19 protein-coding genes are annotated in these 18,231 nt (G+C 45.4%); 15 read left to right on the top strand and 4 right to left on the bottom strand.

The window, feature by feature from the left end; genetic code table 11:
- The first annotated feature begins 43 nt into the window (after positions 1-43).
- The 15 genes from HY807_07125 to HY807_07055 all read left to right on the top strand — a co-directional run bounded on the left by HY807_07125 (position 44) and on the right by HY807_07055 (position 15,970).
- Positions 44-445: a hypothetical protein gene (locus HY807_07125; GenBank protein MBI4826180.1), complete on the top strand. Its 402-nt coding sequence runs from the start codon at positions 44-46 to the stop codon at positions 443-445.
- Positions 446-549: 104 nt separating this feature from the next.
- Positions 550-777, top strand: coding sequence for an addiction module protein (locus tag HY807_07120; GenBank protein ID MBI4826179.1), 228 nt, complete (start codon positions 550-552; stop codon positions 775-777).
- Positions 774-1,055, top strand: a complete 282-nt coding sequence (locus HY807_07115; GenBank protein ID MBI4826178.1) for a type II toxin-antitoxin system RelE/ParE family toxin — start codon at positions 774-776, stop codon at positions 1,053-1,055. Before HY807_07120 ends, HY807_07115 begins: the two co-directional genes overlap by 4 nt.
- Positions 1,056-1,164: 109 nt before the next feature.
- Complete coding sequence (locus HY807_07110) at positions 1,165-1,494, top strand: DUF4258 domain-containing protein (protein MBI4826177.1); 330 nt, start codon at positions 1,165-1,167, stop codon at positions 1,492-1,494.
- Positions 1,491-1,703 (top strand): YgiT-type zinc finger protein, encoded by a 213-nt coding sequence (locus tag HY807_07105; GenBank protein MBI4826176.1) that lies wholly within the window; start codon positions 1,491-1,493, stop codon positions 1,701-1,703. Before HY807_07110 ends, HY807_07105 begins: the two co-directional genes overlap by 4 nt.
- A gap of 139 nt (positions 1,704-1,842) precedes the next feature.
- Positions 1,843-2,130 (top strand): hypothetical protein, encoded by a 288-nt coding sequence (locus tag HY807_07100; GenBank protein MBI4826175.1) that lies wholly within the window; start codon positions 1,843-1,845, stop codon positions 2,128-2,130.
- A 24-nt stretch (positions 2,131-2,154) separates the two neighbouring features.
- Entirely contained in the window at positions 2,155-3,369 is a 1,215-nt protein-coding gene (locus tag HY807_07095) for a U32 family peptidase (GenBank protein MBI4826174.1), read from the top strand.
- Between the two features lie 24 nt (positions 3,370-3,393).
- A complete protein-coding gene (locus tag HY807_07090) occupies positions 3,394-4,101 on the top strand; it encodes a lipid-binding SYLF domain-containing protein (GenBank protein MBI4826173.1) in 708 nt (235 codons plus the stop codon).
- Positions 4,101-4,676: a flavodoxin family protein gene (locus HY807_07085; GenBank protein ID MBI4826172.1), complete on the top strand. Its 576-nt coding sequence runs from the start codon at positions 4,101-4,103 to the stop codon at positions 4,674-4,676. The genes HY807_07090 and HY807_07085 overlap by 1 nt, the downstream gene beginning before the upstream one ends.
- 131 nt (positions 4,677-4,807) lie before the next feature.
- On the top strand, positions 4,808-5,689 hold the full coding sequence (locus HY807_07080) for a hypothetical protein (GenBank protein MBI4826171.1): 882 nt from the start codon (positions 4,808-4,810) through the stop codon (positions 5,687-5,689).
- Positions 5,690-5,691: 2 nt separating this feature from the next.
- On the top strand, positions 5,692-9,258 hold the full coding sequence (locus tag HY807_07075) for a response regulator (GenBank protein MBI4826170.1): 3,567 nt from the start codon (positions 5,692-5,694) through the stop codon (positions 9,256-9,258).
- Positions 9,259-9,274: 16 nt separating this feature from the next.
- A complete protein-coding gene (locus HY807_07070) occupies positions 9,275-10,234 on the top strand; it encodes a diguanylate cyclase (protein ID MBI4826169.1) in 960 nt (319 codons plus the stop codon).
- A gap of 93 nt (positions 10,235-10,327) precedes the next feature.
- Complete coding sequence (trpD, locus tag HY807_07065; protein MBI4826168.1) at positions 10,328-11,338, top strand: anthranilate phosphoribosyltransferase; 1,011 nt, start codon at positions 10,328-10,330, stop codon at positions 11,336-11,338.
- Positions 11,339-11,443: 105 nt separating this feature from the next.
- Complete coding sequence (locus HY807_07060; GenBank protein MBI4826167.1) at positions 11,444-14,971, top strand: DNA polymerase III subunit alpha; 3,528 nt, start codon at positions 11,444-11,446, stop codon at positions 14,969-14,971.
- 18 nt (positions 14,972-14,989) lie between these two features.
- Positions 14,990-15,970, top strand: coding sequence for an acetyl-CoA carboxylase carboxyltransferase subunit alpha (locus tag HY807_07055; protein MBI4826166.1), 981 nt, complete (start codon positions 14,990-14,992; stop codon positions 15,968-15,970).
- A 29-nt stretch (positions 15,971-15,999) separates the two neighbouring features.
- On the opposite strand, the gene HY807_07050 is transcribed toward HY807_07055, so the two are convergent.
- The 4 genes from HY807_07050 to HY807_07035 form a co-directional block, all read right to left on the bottom strand.
- Complete coding sequence (locus tag HY807_07050; GenBank protein ID MBI4826165.1) at positions 16,000-16,446, bottom strand: tyrosine-type recombinase/integrase; 447 nt, start codon at positions 16,444-16,446, stop codon at positions 16,000-16,002.
- Positions 16,447-16,462: 16 nt separating this feature from the next.
- On the bottom strand, positions 16,463-16,864 hold the full coding sequence (locus HY807_07045) for an endonuclease domain-containing protein (GenBank protein MBI4826164.1): 402 nt from the start codon (positions 16,862-16,864) through the stop codon (positions 16,463-16,465).
- Between the two features lie 32 nt (positions 16,865-16,896).
- Positions 16,897-17,280: a hypothetical protein gene (locus tag HY807_07040; protein ID MBI4826163.1), complete on the bottom strand. Its 384-nt coding sequence runs from the start codon at positions 17,278-17,280 to the stop codon at positions 16,897-16,899.
- An 847-nt stretch (positions 17,281-18,127) separates the two neighbouring features.
- A partial coding sequence (locus HY807_07035) for an IS3 family transposase (protein MBI4826162.1) occupies positions 18,128-18,231 on the bottom strand: 104 nt, incomplete at its 5' end.

The following is an 18,231-nucleotide window of genomic DNA, read 5'->3' as shown; positions in this document are numbered from 1 at the left end:
AAATACGGCTGGGTATAATTGTTAACCATTAAAGGAGGAACCGATGATCCGCTTCGTACAAGTCGTAGTCGCCGTACTGTTTCTGTCTTTGGGCAATAATGCTATGGCAGGCGCCCTCGCCTACACCTGCGAAGTCGTCCATGTGTATTCCCTATCAACTAAGGGGGCGCTGGAAATCTCGGCGTGGGAAAAAGACATGAAGGGCAGTTCGTTCTCTGTGTCCCGATCAACTGGAGAAATTATCGGCGAGGTCATCCCAACCTTAATGGCAAAGTCCACACGCGTCGTAAACAAAGGGTCAAAAGAAAATTCCTTCAAGGCCACGGCAGATTTCGGAGAGCAGTATCAACTTCTGGAAGTCCAAGAGTTTCGTGACGGTGCTTTGAAGCCTTTTGTCTCATCGTCTATGGGTGGCGCTGGAATTGTTACGGGCTCATGCAAATAACTGCTTAATGGCTAACCGCTCGCTCCAGAGGAACGTTCACTGCTGATTTATTGCGTTATGGAGGGACATTAATACTGTATAATTTTACATAGGAGGTGTTCATAATGAGACCAAATGAAATCGTAAAAGAAATAGATAAATTGGACTTGTCAGAAAAACTAATATTAGTTGAGGATATTTGGGATGCTATTGCTCAAAACAATGAAGTGCTGCCAATGCCGGAATGGCAAAAAATCGAATTAGACAAAAGATACAATGATTATAAAAATGGAAAACTGGAACTTCATGATTGTAAAACTGTTCATGAAGAGCTGCGTGATAAATATAAATGATCCTGCGCTATACAGACAGGGCTAAAGACGACCTTGAATTAGCGTTTGAATGGTACGAAAAACAGAGAAGAGGACTTGGTTTTGAATTTCTCGACTGTATTGAGGTATCGCTAAATAACATCCTCGCTTTTCCAGAGATGTACAAAACATTATATGCCTGTTTAAGAGGCTGTGTCATTAGAAGATTTCCTTTTTCAATATTTTATTCCATAGAAGGTAATGAAATAGTAATTCATTCTATTTTTGATAACAGACAAGACCCTGAAAAACACCCATAACAAATACACGTTAAAGGCAGAGCGTTACGGCGATATTCTCTCTAATTGCAGATTGAAGATTTAGAAATAAATATTGAAGAAACCATTGCTTTAAGAGTATAGTTTATATGTGAGTGCACAGAAAGATTTGATTCAACTTGTTCGTGGATCTGCTGGGAAGAAGTTATTATTTTTACCACATGCAATTCAGCAGATGTCACGACCAGACAGAATGATCAGTACATCAGAAGTTCATCGAGTAATCAATAACGGTGAACTTATTGAGGATTATCCGGAAGACGCCAGAGGGCATAGTTGTTTGATTTTTGGTTATGGAGACGGAGAACGGGCAATACATGTTGTTTGTTCTCCAAGAGAAGATTATCTTGCAATAATAACAGCATATCTTCCTGACCGTGAACAGTGGGAAGATAATTTAAGAGAGAGGAAAAACAAATGAAATGCATTTATTGTCAAGGAGCAATGGTAAGAAAGGCAGCGCCTTTTCATATTGACAGAAAAGGTTATCACTTGCTGTTTGATGCCATTCCTGCATGGGTATGCAATCAGTGCGGCGAAGCGTATTTTGAAGAAACAGAAGTTGATGCTATTCAAGCGGTTTTGCGCAAGATTGATCAAGAGACTGAGAAGTTAGCTATCGCAAGCTGATAAGATTTTTCAACCAGATGAATGTGAACGAGTGGATCATGCGTCCCACATTCGTGCCGTATTTATTTGTATCCGCCTACAACTTGGAATTAACCCCGCTTTTAGCATATAATTCTATAAAACAAAAAAGGAGAATGCCATGGGTGCTGAAGATGTAAATGACTTAACAATGAACTATGAAGAGGACAACGTCCAGCTCGTCAAGGAACTCGACAAGGTAATACTTTCAAAAGGCGCGTGGGCGACCTTGATGTTCAGATACCAGCAGTGGGACAAGAAGAACGAGGCGTTCGGAGAAGAGAAATACAGTATCCGCCGTTACCAGAAGACCAACGGGGTGTATAGCCAGAGGTCAAAGTTCAATATCTCCAGCAAAGAGCAGGCGAAGAAGATAATAGAGACTCTGCAGGAATGGACCAAAGAGTAGGCAGTTCACAAGATATGAGCTTCCATGAATACACCCGAACTCCTGGCTCCTGCCGGCAACTTTGAAAAACTGATAACCGCGCTTCACTACGGCGCCGACGCGGTATACCTTGGGCTTTCAGAGTTTAGCCTCAGGGCAAAGGCCGGCAACTTTGATGAAGATGGACTGATAAAGGCCGTTGAGCTGGTTCATCAAAAAGGCAAAAGAATATATATCACTGCGAACATCATCCCTCACAGCAGAGATATATCCCCGATAAGAGATCATTTAATCTTCCTGAAAAGGGCCAAACCGGACGGGATAATCATCTCTGACCTCGGCATCTTTGAGATGGCAAAAGAGACCGCGCCTGGGATCCCGATCCATATAAGCACGCAGGCAAATATCACAAACCCGAAAACCGCCCTGTTCTGGGAAAAGGCCGGGGCAAAGAGGCTCGTCCTTTCAAGAGAGCTTGCGATAGATGAGATAAAAGAGATACGCAACAGCGTATCAATCGAGCTTGAATGCTTTGTCCACGGCGCCATATGCATCTCTTACTCAGGGAGGTGCTACATCAGCAGCTTTCTCGCGAACAGGCCCGCTAATCATGGAGAATGCACAAACTCCTGCAGGTGGAATTATGCGCTGATGGAGGAGAAACGCCCTGATGAATTTCATCCAGTTTATGAGGACAAGAGAGGCACATACATGATGAGTTCAAAAGACCTCTGCATGATAGAGCACCTTGATAAGCTTGCCGACGCAGGGATCGACAGCTTTAAGATAGAGGGGCGCATGAAGGGCATTAATTATGTTGCCGGAGTGATCAAGACCTACAGGGAAGCGGTTGACAGCCTGAAGGATCGTCCCTACAATGTGCAGGAGAGATGGCTCAGGGAACTTTCAATGATCTCAAGCAGGGGTTATACAACAGGCATGTTCCTCGGCAAGCAGCCTGATGAAGATTACAACCATGATGAAGAGAATGTCTACAGAATGAGCCATGACCTTGTCGGCATTGTAAAATCTGTTCATAACGGCAGGACCGATATCCTGCTGAGAAACAATCTCAGCACAGGAGACAGTGTTGAATTCCTCTCAACAGGGCTTGAAGAGAGATCATTTTTGGTGGATGATATATGTAATGACAGAGGAAGGCCTGTGGATGTGGGCAGGAACGAAGAGATCGTGTCGATCCCCTCAGTTGACGGAGTGAGAGAGAATGATATTGTCAGGCGTGTTAAACCAGCTTTGTAATCTATTAAAGAAAGGAGATGACAAATGAAAAGAATGAGAGTTGTCCTTTCAGTAATGTGCGCCCTGTTTCTGCTTTCCGGCATCATTCCGGCCCAGGCCGAGACAAGAGAAGAGAAGAAGGTTGAGGATGCGATAACTGTCCTGACAGAGATCATGAAGATACCTGAGGAAGGCCTTCCCGTCGCGCTTCTTAATAACGCCTACGGCGTGGCAGTTATCCCCGGTGTCATAAAGGTCGGTTTCGTATTGGGCGGAAGGCTCGGGCACGGAATCCTTGTGACAAAAGGCGATAACGGGCAGTGGAGTAACCCCTCGTTCATAACACTCACCGGCGGCAGCTTTGGTTTCCAGATAGGCGCGCAGTCAAGCGATGTCATCCTGATATTCAAGAGCGAAAAGAGCATTGAAGGGATAATAAACGGCAAGTTCACCCTCGGCGCGGACGCGGCTGTCGCAGCAGGCCCTGTAGGACGGCAGGCTGAGATGAGCACCGATCTATACCTGAAGGCTGAGATATTCTCATACTCAAGAAGCCGGGGACTTTTCGCAGGCCTTGCGCTTGAAGGCTCTGCTCTCAGCATCGACGAAGATTCAAACAGGTACTTCTACAATAATGAATCTGTATCTGCCAGAGATATCCTGAACGGCAAAAGCATAAAGGCCCCTGACGCCGCAAATAAATTCAGGCAGCTATTGAAAAAATATGCTGAAGAAAAACCTGAGGCCAAGTGATGAAGGTCATCGGCTTTAACGGGAGCGCGCGCAAAGACGGGAATACTGCGATACTGTTAAATTCTGTCCTTGATGAGATAAGCAGAGAAGGCATCGAGACCGAACTCTACCAGATGGCAGGAAAGCCGCTCCACGGATGCATTGGATGCTTTAAGTGCTTCGATAAAAAAGACAAGAGATGCAGCATTGATAATGACATAGCAAATGAATGCATCGAAAAGATGCTTGAGGCTGACGGCATCATACTCGGCTCACCCACCTATTTTGCCGATGTCTCCGCGGATATGAAAGCGCTGATAGAAAGAGCAGGCATGGTAGCGCGCGCCAATGATAATATGTTAAAGCGCAAGGCAGGAGCCGCTGTTGTCGCTGTTCGGCGCGCCGGCGCTTCCCATGTCTTCAGCTCTTTAAACTACTTCTTCCTTATCGGAGAGATGGTGATCCCGGGCTCAAAATACTGGAACATCGGCATCGGAAGAAACCCCGGGGAGGCCAAAGATGACAGCGAAGGGATTGAAACCATGAAGAAACTGGGCGAGAACATGGCATGGCTTTTAAAAAAGCTCAATGCCTGACCTTCTACCTTCTGCTTGCATATCTCTCCCGATATTCAACAAACTGCCGGAGTAGCTTAATCATATGTAGAAAGAATATAATTACACATATATATGGATGAAGCTTATCATTTGATCCAATGGAGGAGAGCATGAAAACGAAAGGTATTATTTCATCTTTATTGATCACCTCAGCACTAATCCTTTCCTTCGGAACCGCCCTTGCCTCACAAGACATCATCTCTACCAAAGTCAAGGAGTCCCCTGCCATTGACGGAGTTTTCAATGACAAGGTTTGGGAAGGGATAAAAAGTTATAAGGTAAAAGATGTCCGGACAGAAGCAGATGTAACGATCAAAAGCGTTTACACTGATGATATGATCTACTTTCTGCTCAGTTATCCTGATGCCACAGAAGACAGGCTCCATAAACCATGGGTCTGGGACAAGGAGATGGAGTCATACATACTCGGCCCGCAGAGAGAAGATACCTTTACCATCAAATGGAATATGATGGACCATAAAGTCGACCTCTCCAGCTTTTCGGATGATGACTATACTGCCGACATATGGTACTGGAAGGCAAACCGCACCGACCCGAGCGGGTATGCTGATGACAAGTATGACATTATCTCAGCAGTCCCTCAGAACAAATCACAGGAGGTTGTGAGTAGGACAGGAAAAAAACGTTATCTCCTGCGAATGTCTGATGAAGGCAACCCCAGCTACCAGAACATAATACTCACCGGTTACAAGAGTGATATGATAGACCAGTTCTTGCATCTGAAGCCCTCAGGAAGTATGGCAGATATACTTGCCAAAGGAACCTGGAAAGAGGGTGTATGGACTGTCGAGTTTGGGCGCAAACTTGATACAGGCCACAGCGATGACATCCTGCTCAATCCCAGATCCGGGAAGAAATATCTCTTTGGAATATCGATCCCGGGCCTCTACGGAGAGCCTATTGACAAGAAAGCAGCTCACTGGTACGGACAGGGCAGAATATCCGAACCGCTTTTCCTGATATTTAAATAAATATGAATAAATTACATATATCAAATCGCGCCCTCCGCTATATCGGCCTTGGAATACTCGTACTCATCATCGCAGTTATCAGCCTGCTCGACATCTACCACACTTCGTACATGAACCGGGAACTGAATTCCCTGGAAGAAGGGCACAGAAAAAATCTCAGAGATGTAGATGGACTTTTAACAAGGTTTGTTGATATAAGGGGACAGCTCACCGTATATGTAATTGAAGGCCATACCGACATTAAGCCGCTGCTGAAGAATATCAAAGAGCTGACTAATGACTCCGAAGCCATCGCTTCCACTCTTGTCGATGAAGAGGACAGGGTGATGCTCAACTCCTTTATTGAAAAATTAAGGAAATACAGAACCGCAATGGTTGCGTATTCTCAGGAACTTGCCATGAGAAGGACCGGAGAAGGCGTGCGCTCATGGGAAAAGGTACTTCTTGAAACAGAACATTCAGCACATGAAAATGTACTGACACTTAAAAACAATGTGCGCGTGGAGATCACCAGGCACATGGAAGAGATCATCTCTAAAGGCAAGCGGTCACAAACCCTCAGTTTGGTTTTCGCTTCAATTGGAATATTATCCGGCATTCTGCTTGCTTTCCTGCTGCAAAATGCGCTCTCCAGGCCGGTAAAAACCCTTGTGAATATTTTTCAATCTGTTGCTGACGGAGACCTCAGCCAAAAGGTTGATGTGGCCTCAAATGATGAGATCGGACAACTCGGCAGCGCATTTAATAAGATGACCCAGAGGCTTTCCGAAGTCGTGGTCTCAAAAAGCCATCTCGACGATATTCTTGAGTCTATCGCCGACATCATGGTCATACTCGATTCCAAAGGCAGGATCAAAAAAGTTAACAATGCGGCGCTCAACCTCCTCGGCTACAGCAAGGACGAATTGATAGGCAATGAATTCGGCATGCTGTGCGGCAAGTCAGGGAAAGAGGAAAGGCAGGCTGATTTCTTCGGCATGCTCCTTGATACAGGCATTGTCAGGGGATATGAGACATCCTGCGAGACAAAGAGCCATAACTCAATACCATCCATCCTTTCAGGCTCTGTTCTGAAAGATGACAAAGGCGATATCACAGACATAATAATAATAGCCAAGGATATCACCGACCGCAAATCAGTGGAAGCGGTGCTTATGGATACACGCGAGAAGCTTGAGGCTGACAGAGGAAACCTTCACCACGCGCTTGACACCTTCTCTCAGATCATTAACGAGGTTGAGCTAAAAAAAGGTTTTACAACTCATGAATACAAACCTGTCCATAATCCCTATATCCCCACCTGCTGGGAATATAAAAAGTGCGGGAAAGAAGACTGCCCTGCTTACGGAAAAGAGCATGTGAGATGCTGGCAGCTGGCAGGCACACACTGCGGCGGCGAGGTACAGGGACAGTTCGCGCAGAAGTACGGCAGATGCGAGCAGTGTGATGTTTACAAGATGTCCACGGCAGACGCGCTTTATGAAACAACCGAGACCTTCAATAATATGATGTTCATCCTTGAGGGCACGCACAAGGATCTTGTATCAGAGCGCATCAAGGCTGAAGAAGCAAACAAGATAAAATCGGAATTCCTTGCAAACATGAGCCATGAGATACGCACGCCCATGAACGCTATCGTCGGCATGACCTCTCTGGCGCTGGATACCGAGCTCACGGATGAACAGTATGATTTTCTTTCAATAGTCAAAAAGAGCGCTTATTCCCTTCTGAACATAATCAATGACATCCTCGACTTCTCAAAGATCGAGTCAGGGAAGATGCCGATAGAGAATATAGAGTTCAACCTGAGGCTTACTGTTGAAGGTGTTGCCGAAACCCTCGCCTTCCAGGCATCTGAAAAGAATCTCGAACTCGCCTGCATGGTCCATCATGAAGTGGATTCACTGCTGACAGGCGACCCTGCGAGGATACGCCAGATCCTGCTGAACCTGGGCAATAACGCCATCAAGTTCACTCAAAAAGGAGAAGTGGTCATAAGGGCGGAACTTCTCGAAGAGAACGATGATGTAGAGAATATTCTCTTCTCTGTTTCAGATACCGGAATAGGGCTGCCTGAAGACAAGCTGGATATGATCTTTGATGAGTTTTCACAGGCAGACGGCTCCACAACGCGCATCTACGGCGGTACCGGGCTGGGGCTCTCCATATCAAAGAAACTGGTTGAACTCATGAACGGAGAGATAGGCGTTGATACAACTCCGGGCAAAGGAAGCAGGTTCTGGTTCAGTCTTCCCCTCAAGAAACAGAAAGATATCCAGCCCATGCCAATTGATGAGACAGCTCCGGAACTTAAGGGAATGAAGGTGCTTATAACAGACGATAACAAGACCAACAGGCTGATACTCGAAAAGACCCTGCAGAACTACGGCTGCAGATCCGTATCGGTCGACAGCGGAGTTGCGGCGATCAGGGAACTCAAAAAAGCTGCTATAGCTAAAGACCCTTTCAAGGTCATGCTGCTTGACATGCAGATGCCGGGAATGGACGGTGAGCACACCACCGTCATCGTCAAGAACACTCCTGAGATCAGGGATACAGAGATAATAATTCTGACATCGCTGGGGTCGAGGGGAGATGTCGCAGATATACGGAATATAGGTTGTTCAGGCTACCTTATCAAGCCTGTCAAGGAATCTCTGCTTTTGGAAACAATTATAGCTGTGCTCAGCGGAAAAGAACGGGATAAATCGGCCCATAGGCATAAGATCGTGACCAGCCATACATTGAGAGACACAAAGTACCAGAGCGTAAATATACTGCTTGCTGAAGATAACCCGGTCAACCAGAAAGTGGCGCAGAAAATACTGACAAAAGCAGGGTATCAGGTTGATATTGTGGATAACGGCAGGCTGGCGCTTGAGGCTCTGGACAAGAAAAAGTACGATATTGTTTTAATGGATATACAGATGCCTGAGATGGACGGCATCAAAGCCACAAACGAGATCCGCTTAAGAGAAAAACATGGAATGCATACAACAATAATAGCCATGACAGCACATGCGTTGAAAGGCGACTTTGAACGCTGCATCGAAGCCGGAATGGACGACTATTTATCAAAACCTATTGAACCACAGGAGATGCTGGACAAGATCTCCAAGTGGGTAAAATCCAAAATAATCAGCCCGAAACCGATAATAACAAAAATGGCCGGTGAAATGACTAAACCCGAAGCCGGAGAAAAGGCCTCTTCAGAGGCCGGTATTGAACCTGGATCAGATCAACCTGTAGACATGAAGAGCGCGATGGCCAGGTTTGGCGATGACAAAGACTTTTACAAAGAGATGGTGAATGAGTTTCTTTCTTATGTGCCGGGCCAGATCAAGGCGATCGAAGACGGCGCGGCATCGGGAGATGCGGACGCCGTGCAGAAGAACGCGCACAGCATAAAGGGCGCGGCAGGAAACCTGAGCGCCACAAAGGTGCAGTCCCTTGCTTTGGCAATAGAGCACAAGGGCAGGGATAATGATATCTCCTCCGGACTCACGCAGCTTATTGAAAATCTCAGGTCTGAAATATCCGCGTTGAATAAATTTGCAGAGAGCATGTAAATAACAAAAGGCGAATATGAAGATACTTGTTGTTGAAGATGACCCCATATCAAGAAAACTCCTGGAGAAGACCGTCAAGAGCTGGGGTCACGAAGTAATAGCCGCTGAAAACGGAATGATAGCCTGGGAAATATTCCTGAAAGAGGAGATCAAGTTCATAATCGCGGACTGGATGATGCCGGAAATGGATGGCGTCACATTGTGCAAAAACATACGCGCCCTGAATAAAACAGGATATATTTATTTCATACTGCTTACCGGCAAGGACAAAAAAGAGGACATAGTTGAAGGGCTTGAGGCAGGCGCTGATGATTACGTTGCAAAACCTTTTGATGTTGCAGAGCTTAAGGTCAGAGTCAGGGCGGGAGAGAGAATTCTGAACCTTGAAAAGGAACTTACACAGAAGAATAACGAACTGGGCAATTTAAATAAAAGGCTGGAGGAAATAGCCAGGACAGACGCCCTCATGGAGATCGGGAACCGCCATGCCTTTTATGAATCGATAAAGAAGTCCCATCACCGCGCGTGCAGATACCTTCAGAATTACGGCCTGATAATGTGCGATATCGATTACTTTAAAAACTATAACGATACATACGGCCATATGGAAGGCGATATTCTCCTTAAGAAAGTTGCTGACACATTGAAAGAAGTCATAAGGCTGTCTGACGACATATTCAGATGGGGCGGTGAAGAGATAGTCGTAATAGTGCATGAGCAGGAGAAGTCTCAGACAATAGTTGTAGCTGAAAAACTCAGACAGGCGATAGAGTCTTTGAAGATTGAGCATAAAGGCTGCGAAAGAGGCTACCTCACCATAAGCTGCGGTGTTGCGGCATTTAACGAAAATGACAAGCACAACGAGTGGAAGGAGATCCTTGACCGCGCCGACAAGGCCCTCTACATCGCAAAACAGTCCGGCAGAAACCGTGTCTGCGTACCAACCGATAAAGTGGAAACAGCGCCCTCTTCATAAATTATGGAAGTCGGACTTCCATAATCGCCCTTGCCGCTTCTTTTGTGATAAAATCAGCATATCCCAAAAGTGATACTTTGACCGGAGGACACAATGATAAAAGAAGCAATCAGTTTATTAATAGAGGGCAAAGACCTTTCAAAAATCCAGATGGCTGATTCCATGAGGGATATCATGGAGGGCAAGGCGACAGACGCCCAGACCGCCTCTTTTCTGACCGCCCTGAGATTAAAGGGAGAAACGATTGAGGAGATAACAGGCGCCGCAATGATAATGAGGGAAAAGGTGACCGCCATAAAGGCACCTGCCAATACCGTTGACACATGCGGGACAGGCGGCGATATGGCTCATACATTCAATATATCCACAACATCTGCCATTGTCGTATCGGCATGCGGCGTGCCTGTAGCAAAGCACGGCAACCGCTCTGTCTCAAGCAGGTCGGGAAGCGCTGATGTTCTTGAGTCGCTTGGAGTAAAGATAGACCTTGCTCCGGAAAAAGTAGAGCGCTGTCTTCAGGAGACCGGGTTCGGCTTCATGTTCGCCCCGCTCTTTCATCCTGCCATGAAGTACGCAATCGGCCCGCGAAAAGAGATGGGCATAAGGACCGTCTTCAATATACTCGGGCCGCTTACTAACCCTGCCGGCGCAAAGAGACAGGTGCTCGGAGTATTCAGCGACACGCTTACGGAGACAATGGCGCATGTACTCCAAAACCTCGGCATTGAGCATGCTTTTATCGTTCACGGCAAAGACGGGCTGGATGAGATCACAAATACGGATGCCACAAAAATATCCGAACTGAAAAACGGAGATGTTAACACCTATTATTTGTCTCCTTCGGATATAGGATTTAAGAAAGCAGGCAAGGCCGAGCTTGCCGGAGGAACAGCTCAGGATAATGCAAAGATAACTATTGATATACTTAAAGGCTCACCCGGCGCCAAGAGAGACATTACCATAATGAACTCTGCCGCAGCCCTGATAGCAGGCGGCCATGCTGATGGTTTTTTTGAAGCTGTCAGACAGGCTGAAGAGACGATTGACTCAGGAGCAGCGCAAAGAAAACTTGAAGAAATAATAGCGATCACAAATAAGATTTAAAGTTGGACGTTGTGGATTTTCCCTTTAAAATTATATGCCTTTTCACTCTCAAATTTTAACTTTTTCGTTGTTTGACTAAAGACCCCTGATATTCTAAAATCTATCATGCATTCCGGCTACGTTCCGCTTCACCTCCATACCCATTACAGCTTGCTTGATGGGGCAATTAGAATTGATGACATGATCGAGAAGGCCCTCGAGTATAAGCTCGCTGCTATCTCTATTACCGACCACGGGAACATGTTCGGGGCGATAGAGTTTTATAAAAAGGTCTCAAAGGCCGGACTGAAGCCGATAATAGGCTGTGAGGTATATGTCGCGCCTGAAAGCCACCTGAAAAAGGATTCAGCCGGCGGAAAAGCAGAGACATCGTTTCACCTTATACTCCTTTGCAAAGATATACACGGTTATCAAAACCTTACCCGGCTGGTGAGCAAGGCGTATCTCGATGGATTCTATTACAAGCCGAGAATAGACAAGGACATGCTGTCTCAGTACAGCGGTGGGCTTATCGGCCTGTCAGCCTGCCTTAAAGGTGAGGTATCATTCTTTCTTCATAAGGGTATGATCGACAAGGCAAGAGAAGCGGCGCTAAGTTATATGCACATCCTCGGAGCAGATAACTTCTATCTTGAAGTACAGGCAAACGAGCTTCCTGAACAGGATATTATCAACAGCCAATTGATAGAGCTCGGCAAAGACCTCCACATAGGGGTTGTCGCAACCAATGACTGCCACTACCTGAATAAAGAAGACTCAAGCGCGCATGACGCTCTCTTATGCATACAGACCGGCAAGACCCTTGACGACAAGGAGAGGATGAGGTTCTCCAGGAATTCCTTCTATTTCAAGAGTCCTGACGAGATAAAAGCTTATTTCAAAGATAACCCTGAAGTAATTGAAAACACAAAGAAGGTTGCTGAAAGATGTAACCTTGACCTTAAGTTCGGGAAGTTCCATCTGCCCAGGTATAACACAGACAATACTGATGACCTTGACGCATATTTAAAGAGCCTTGTCGAGTCAGGACTCAAGGAAAAGCTCGGCGGCGATATACCGGAAGAATACGCATCAAGGCTTGTCACAGAGCTGAAGACGATAAATGCGATGGGCTTTTCCTCCTACTTCCTGATAGTCTGGGACTTTATCAAATATGCAAAGAGCAAAGACATACCTGTAGGCCCGGGAAGAGGTTCTGCGGCAGGAAGCCTTGTGGCTTACAGCCTTGACATAACCGGTATCGACCCAATGAAATACGACCTTCTGTTTGAGAGGTTCCTGAATCCTGACAGGGTGAGCATGCCTGATATAGATATAGATTTCTGCATGGACAGAAGGTCAGAGGTAATTGATTACGTGACCAATAAGTACGGCAAAGATCATGTCGCCCAGATAATAACGTTCGGGACTATGAAGGCGCGCGGCGCAATAAGAGATGTCGGCAGGGTGATGAACATGCCTTATGCTGAAGTGGACAGGGTCGCCAAACTTATCCCGTCTGACCTGAAGATGACCATTGACAAAGCGCTTAATGCAGAGCCTCAACTGAAAGAACTTTACGAAACAAATGACGACATAAAGAAACTGATCGATATTGCCAAGAGGCTTGAGGGACTCTCAAGGCATGCCTCAACGCATGCCGCAGGAATTGTTATATCACCGGAACCTCTGACCGATTACCTTCCGCTTTACAAAGCTTCTAACGAAGATGCCGTAGTCACGCAGTATGATATGGACGCGATAAAAGATATGGGACTGCTCAAGTTCGACTTCCTCGGCCTCAAGACGCTTACTGTAATTGACAAGGCTGAGAAGATAATCAACAGCAATCTTCTGCCTGAAGACAAGTTGCGAGCTGGACATTTTTCTATAAAGAATATCCCCCTTGATGACAAAGAGACATTTGACCTCCTGAGCTCTGCAAAGACCACCGGAATATTTCAGCTTGAAAGTTCCGGCATGAGAGACCTTCTTGTAAGGATAAGGCCTTCGGTCTTTGAAGACCTTATAGCGCTTGTAGCGCTTTACAGGCCGGGGCCTCTTGGAAGCGGAATGGTGGATGAGTTCATAAAGGGCAAGAAAGACCAGGAATCTTCTAATGAGACAATAACTTCAGGTTCTCTGTCAAAGCTCTCATTGCCTGAGCTGGACAAGATACTTAAAGAGACACACGGCATTATCCTCTATCAGGAGCAGGTTATGAAGGTCGCGCACAAGATCGCAAACTTCACGCTTGCTCAGGCTGATATCCTGAGAAAGGCTATGGGCGGAAAGAACCCTGAGGAGATGGAGAAGCTTAAGAACACCTTCATTGAAGGCGCGAAGAAGAACAAGATATCCGAGAAGAAGGCAGAAAAACTATACGGGCTGATACTTCAGTTTGCCGAGTACGGTTTCAATAAGTCACATTCCGCGGCATATGCGCTTATAGCATACCAAACCGCATATCTGAAGGCCCACTACCCTGTTGAGTTCATGGCAGCATCCCTGAGTTCGGATATGGATAATACTGAAAAGGTCGTTGCATATATTATCGAGTGCAGGGATATGGATATAGAGATACTTCCGCCTGACCTGAATGAAAGCAAGAGGGAATTCACCGTCATGGGAAGGGCTATACGTTTCGGCCTTGAAGCTGTCAAAGGTGTTGGCGGCTCGGCTATCGAGGCTATCATCTCGACAAGAGAGAGCGGCCGTTTCGTTTCATACTTTGATTTCTGCTTAAGGGCTGATTCAAGAAAGGTGAACAAGAAGGTGATCGAAGGCCTGATAAAAGCAGGAGCCATGGATTCATTCGGCAGAAGGGCGCAGCTCATGGAAGCATTGGCTTCTATAATGGATTCCGCAATGAAGGCACAGAAAGAGCTGCACTCAGGGCAGGGGAGCATGTTCGACATGCATACACCTGCGGCTGAAGACCTGCCTGAAGTCGAGGAGTGGATCGAGTCAAAGCGCCTGACCATGGAAAAAGAAGCGCTTGGTTTTTATATATCAGGGCATCCGCTTAACAAGTTTAAGGAACAGCTTGCCAAACTTTCAGTCAAATCCACAACATCAATAAGAGAATGCAATGACAAGGAAGATGTCAATATCTGCGGCATAGTACAAAGCATCAAGAAGATAACTACAAAGAAGGGAGATATGATGGCAGCCCTCACTATCGAAGATATGTACGGCACTGTTGAGGCGGTCGTCTTCCCGGACACATACACAAAGTGCAGCGAGCTTTTATCACAGGAGGAGCCGATAGTCATAGCAGGACATATCGACAAGTCTGACAAAGGCGTGAAGGTAATTGCCAAAGAGGTCGTCTCCATAAATGATACCACAGGGGCATTGAAGGCGGTCTCAACATCAGGAAGGGCTTCGAGGGGGAACGGCCGTGAAAAACAGGCAGAACAAAAATTCAGGTCACTTGTCCTTGTAATGAATAACGATACCGAACCGCTGAGGCTCAGGAAGCTCCAGGATATATTCACAAAACATTCAGGCTACTGCAATGTATACCTTAAGATCATATCTCCAGAGAAATGGGAGACAACGCTCTCAACTGATTTCAAGATTATGCCTTCCAACGAGCTGCTTGTTGAAGTAAAAAATATCCTTGGAGAAAGCTCCGCAATTCTTAATTAATATTATATAATTATACCCATGCATAATTACCTTGAATTTGAAAAACCTGTAGTAGATCTTGAGAACAAGATCGAAGAGCTGAGGCGCATCGCTGACGGCAAGGACGTCAATATAACCTCTGAGATACGCAAGCTTGAGAAAAAGGCATCTGACCTGAGGATCAATATCTTTTCAAAGCTTACGCCGTGGCAGAAGACCCAGATAGCCCGGCATGCCGACAGGCCCCATACCCTTGACTATATAAAGCTCCTGATGGAAGACTTTGTCGAGCTTCACGGCGACAGGAACTTCTCTGACGACCCGGCAATAGTAGCAGGCATCGCAAGGTTTGAAGGATTCCCTGTTGTAGTCATCGGCCACCAGAAGGGCAAGACCACAAGGGAGAGGATCGAGAGGAACTTCGGCCAACCCCACCCTGAAGGATACAGAAAGGCGCTGAGGATAATGAGGCTCGCTGACCGTTTCAATAAGCCGCTCATCACCTTCATTGATACACCCGGAGCCTATCCCGGTCTCGGCGCTGAAGAAAGAGGCCAGGCTGAAGCTATCGCCAAGAACCTTTACATGATGTTCAAATTGAAGAACCCTATCATCTCTGTCGTGATCGGAGAAGGCGGAAGCGGCGGAGCGCTTGCCCTTTCAGTCGCAGACAGGATACTTATGCTTGAACATTCGATCTACTCTGTCATATCCCCTGAAGGATGCGCCGCTATCTTATGGAAGAAAGCCCCTAACGAGACAGGGCCGAAGGATTTTGAGAGAGCATCCGCAGCGCTTAAGATCACTGCTGAAGACCTCAAGAAATTCGGGGTCTGCGACGATATAATACCCGAACCCGCAGGAGGCGCGCACAAAGACCACAAAGAGATCGCAGAGAACATGAAAAGAGCGTTACTGCTCCATATCGAGGAACTCTCAAACAAAACCCCTGAGATGCGCATCAAAGAGAGATACGACAAGTTCAGAAAGATCGGCGCGGTTAATGGAGATAGTATTTAGATCCAGTTCCGAAGGTTTTATTTTTTGTGCTACTTCTGATGCAATTCAGTCTTGTTATACAGCACATCAAGCGGACTTGCAGGCACTTTTGATACGTCTCTCAGGACATGTGTGTAAATCATGGTTGTCTCCACATGCTTGTGTCCCATGAGAGTCTGTATCTCCCGAATATTTACACCGCTCATTAAGAGATGCGTTGCAAAGCTATGCCTTAATGTATGAACAGAAGCATGTTTCACAATCCCTGCTTTTTTCATCGCTTCCCTCACACTCTTTTGCATAACAGTTTCATGAATATGATAACGTCTTACCACTCCATCTTCAGGGTCAACTGTGAGTTGCGACGCAGGGAATATATACTGCCATGCCCATTCCTTTGCGGCATTCGGATATTTACGGGCAAGGGCATCCGGCATATTAACTTCACCATATCCTTTCTGAATATCCTTATTATGAATCTCTCCTACATCTTTCAAATGTTTGATTCTTTTCTTATTTTGAGTGGGCAGCTACTTCCCCTCCCTTGAGGGGAGGGGATTGAGGGGAGGGTGTACTATGAAGCCTCCTCCTTATTACTTCAAGAACTCCGCTTGTATTACTCAAAACCTCATTATCCCAAAAACGCACAACAGTATAGCCCTCTTTTTCAAGCCAGGCATCTCTTTGTCTGTCTTTCAGGATTTCCTCCGGCAAAGCATGCTGGCCGCCATCTAATTCGATGATTAGCTTTCTTTCAAGGCAAACAAAGTCGGCGATATATTGCCCAATAGGGTGCTGACGTCTAAACTTCATACCTTCAAATCGGCTTGCACGTAAACGGCTCCATAATAACTGCTCGACATCAGTTGATCTTTTCCTGAGGTCTTTTGCAAGGTGCGTTAACCCTTTTGTCATTGATTTAATCACCCTCACCCTACCCTCTCCCCTCAATGGAGAGGAATACAATAGGTTCGTTCTGTCTTATATGAATAATGCCTGATACGAATCACATTATGCATCTCTTTTATTATTTGTGAAATCTCAGGATGCTTTCTTCCATCGGGCAATTCTTTACCAGCATTCAGGAAATGACCAGTGTACAGCCTTATGGCATCATATGCCTGCCTCACCTGCCAGTCATGAATTTTTTCCTGCTTCATCAGGTCATTCCTGAACGCCTCAATCTTCAATTCATCAGTAAGATTATTATTTGTATTTGAAAAAGCCAGGAACTTACTGACCCAGAACGCATAATATGACACATGCTTTTCAGGGACAAGCTTGCGCGAGAGCAGGAACGTCTGAAAATCCGGTAGTATCTGATCTTTCATGATTAATCTTAATGCCGTATATCGTGGATATTTAATATCCATGTTATCCAGACGGCTGTATTTGCTGCTATTATGGAGCAAGTACAGCCATTCTTCAAGCTAAGTTATTAACCACACTACTATATTTTGTGCTTGCCTTTTCTTACCCATACAACTATGATATTCATATTCCAGCAAATACGGCTGGCAGTCTACTAATTGTTATATTCCCCAAAGTGAGGCTATGTGAAAATGAAACTATCAATACCTTCGAGATGGGACAATGAGCTTTTGAAAAAGCAGTTGGAACTTATCGAAGGTCAGTTTGCCGTATATGATTCTCTAAAAATCATTGGACCTTTTGGAAGCGGAAGAAGCAATGCTTATCTTCCAGATGTAACAATAGAGCAAGCAATAAAATATATAGAATTATGCAAAAAGAATAAAGTTGATTTTAATTATTTACTAAATGCCCCAACAACAGAAACGATACAAAATCTGATAGTTTTAGGACTTGATAAACAATTGGAATTGATTGCCTCATTAAATCCTGACAGCATTACTATCTCAGAAAGAAGTTTGATGGAATATTTTCATGCAAAATATCCTTCTATCCCTATAAACATATCCACAATTGCAGCCGTTAATACTCCTGAACAATTAAGAGAATACTTGCATCTGCCTATCAGAAAAGTTGTGATTTCGCATCAATTAAATAGAAAAATGAAAGAAATTGAACGATTAGTTGATTTTGCTTCCAAATATAATATAAAAGTTGAGTTACTCGCAAATGAAACATGCCTCCATGATTGCAATAGAAGAAGACAGCATTATGAAGTTCCCCTGCTTCAACGGACACAAAGTTTAGTTAGGCTGCTATATCCTCCAGTTCAAATGATACCGGAGATTTATATCCCAGAGCTGAATGCCTTCTAATTCGATTATAGAACATTTCAATATATTCGAATATAC

The sequence above is a fragment of the Nitrospirota bacterium genome (assembly GCA_016207885.1).
Lineage (GTDB): Bacteria > Nitrospirota > Thermodesulfovibrionia > UBA6902 > UBA6902 > JACQZG01.
This window is presented reverse-complemented; position numbering and strand designations above follow the sequence as displayed.

Excerpts from the sequence above, each read along its gene's own strand:
- HY807_07125 (MBI4826180.1), top strand. The coding sequence starts at position 44 with ATGATCCGCTTCGTACAAGTCGTAGTCGCCGTACTGTTTCTGTCTTTG.
- HY807_07120 (MBI4826179.1), top strand. The coding sequence starts at position 550 with ATGAGACCAAATGAAATCGTAAAAGAAATAGATAAATTGGACTTGTCA.
- HY807_07115 (MBI4826178.1), top strand. The coding sequence starts at position 774 with ATGATCCTGCGCTATACAGACAGGGCTAAAGACGACCTTGAATTAGCG.
- HY807_07105 (MBI4826176.1), top strand. The coding sequence starts at position 1,491 with ATGAAATGCATTTATTGTCAAGGAGCAATGGTAAGAAAGGCAGCGCCT.
- HY807_07100 (MBI4826175.1), top strand. The coding sequence starts at position 1,843 with ATGGGTGCTGAAGATGTAAATGACTTAACAATGAACTATGAAGAGGAC.
- HY807_07095 (MBI4826174.1), top strand. The coding sequence starts at position 2,155 with ATGAATACACCCGAACTCCTGGCTCCTGCCGGCAACTTTGAAAAACTG.
- HY807_07090 (MBI4826173.1), top strand. The coding sequence starts at position 3,394 with ATGAAAAGAATGAGAGTTGTCCTTTCAGTAATGTGCGCCCTGTTTCTG.
- HY807_07085 (MBI4826172.1), top strand. The coding sequence starts at position 4,101 with ATGAAGGTCATCGGCTTTAACGGGAGCGCGCGCAAAGACGGGAATACT.
- HY807_07080 (MBI4826171.1), top strand. The coding sequence starts at position 4,808 with ATGAAAACGAAAGGTATTATTTCATCTTTATTGATCACCTCAGCACTA.
- HY807_07075 (MBI4826170.1), top strand. The coding sequence starts at position 5,692 with ATGAATAAATTACATATATCAAATCGCGCCCTCCGCTATATCGGCCTT.
- HY807_07070 (MBI4826169.1), top strand. The coding sequence starts at position 9,275 with ATGAAGATACTTGTTGTTGAAGATGACCCCATATCAAGAAAACTCCTG.
- trpD (MBI4826168.1), top strand. The coding sequence starts at position 10,328 with ATGATAAAAGAAGCAATCAGTTTATTAATAGAGGGCAAAGACCTTTCA.
- HY807_07060 (MBI4826167.1), top strand. The coding sequence starts at position 11,444 with ATGCATTCCGGCTACGTTCCGCTTCACCTCCATACCCATTACAGCTTG.
- HY807_07055 (MBI4826166.1), top strand. The coding sequence starts at position 14,990 with ATGCATAATTACCTTGAATTTGAAAAACCTGTAGTAGATCTTGAGAAC.
- HY807_07045 (MBI4826164.1), bottom strand. The coding sequence starts at position 16,864 with ATGACAAAAGGGTTAACGCACCTTGCAAAAGACCTCAGGAAAAGATCA.
- HY807_07040 (MBI4826163.1), bottom strand. The coding sequence starts at position 17,280 with ATGAAAGATCAGATACTACCGGATTTTCAGACGTTCCTGCTCTCGCGC.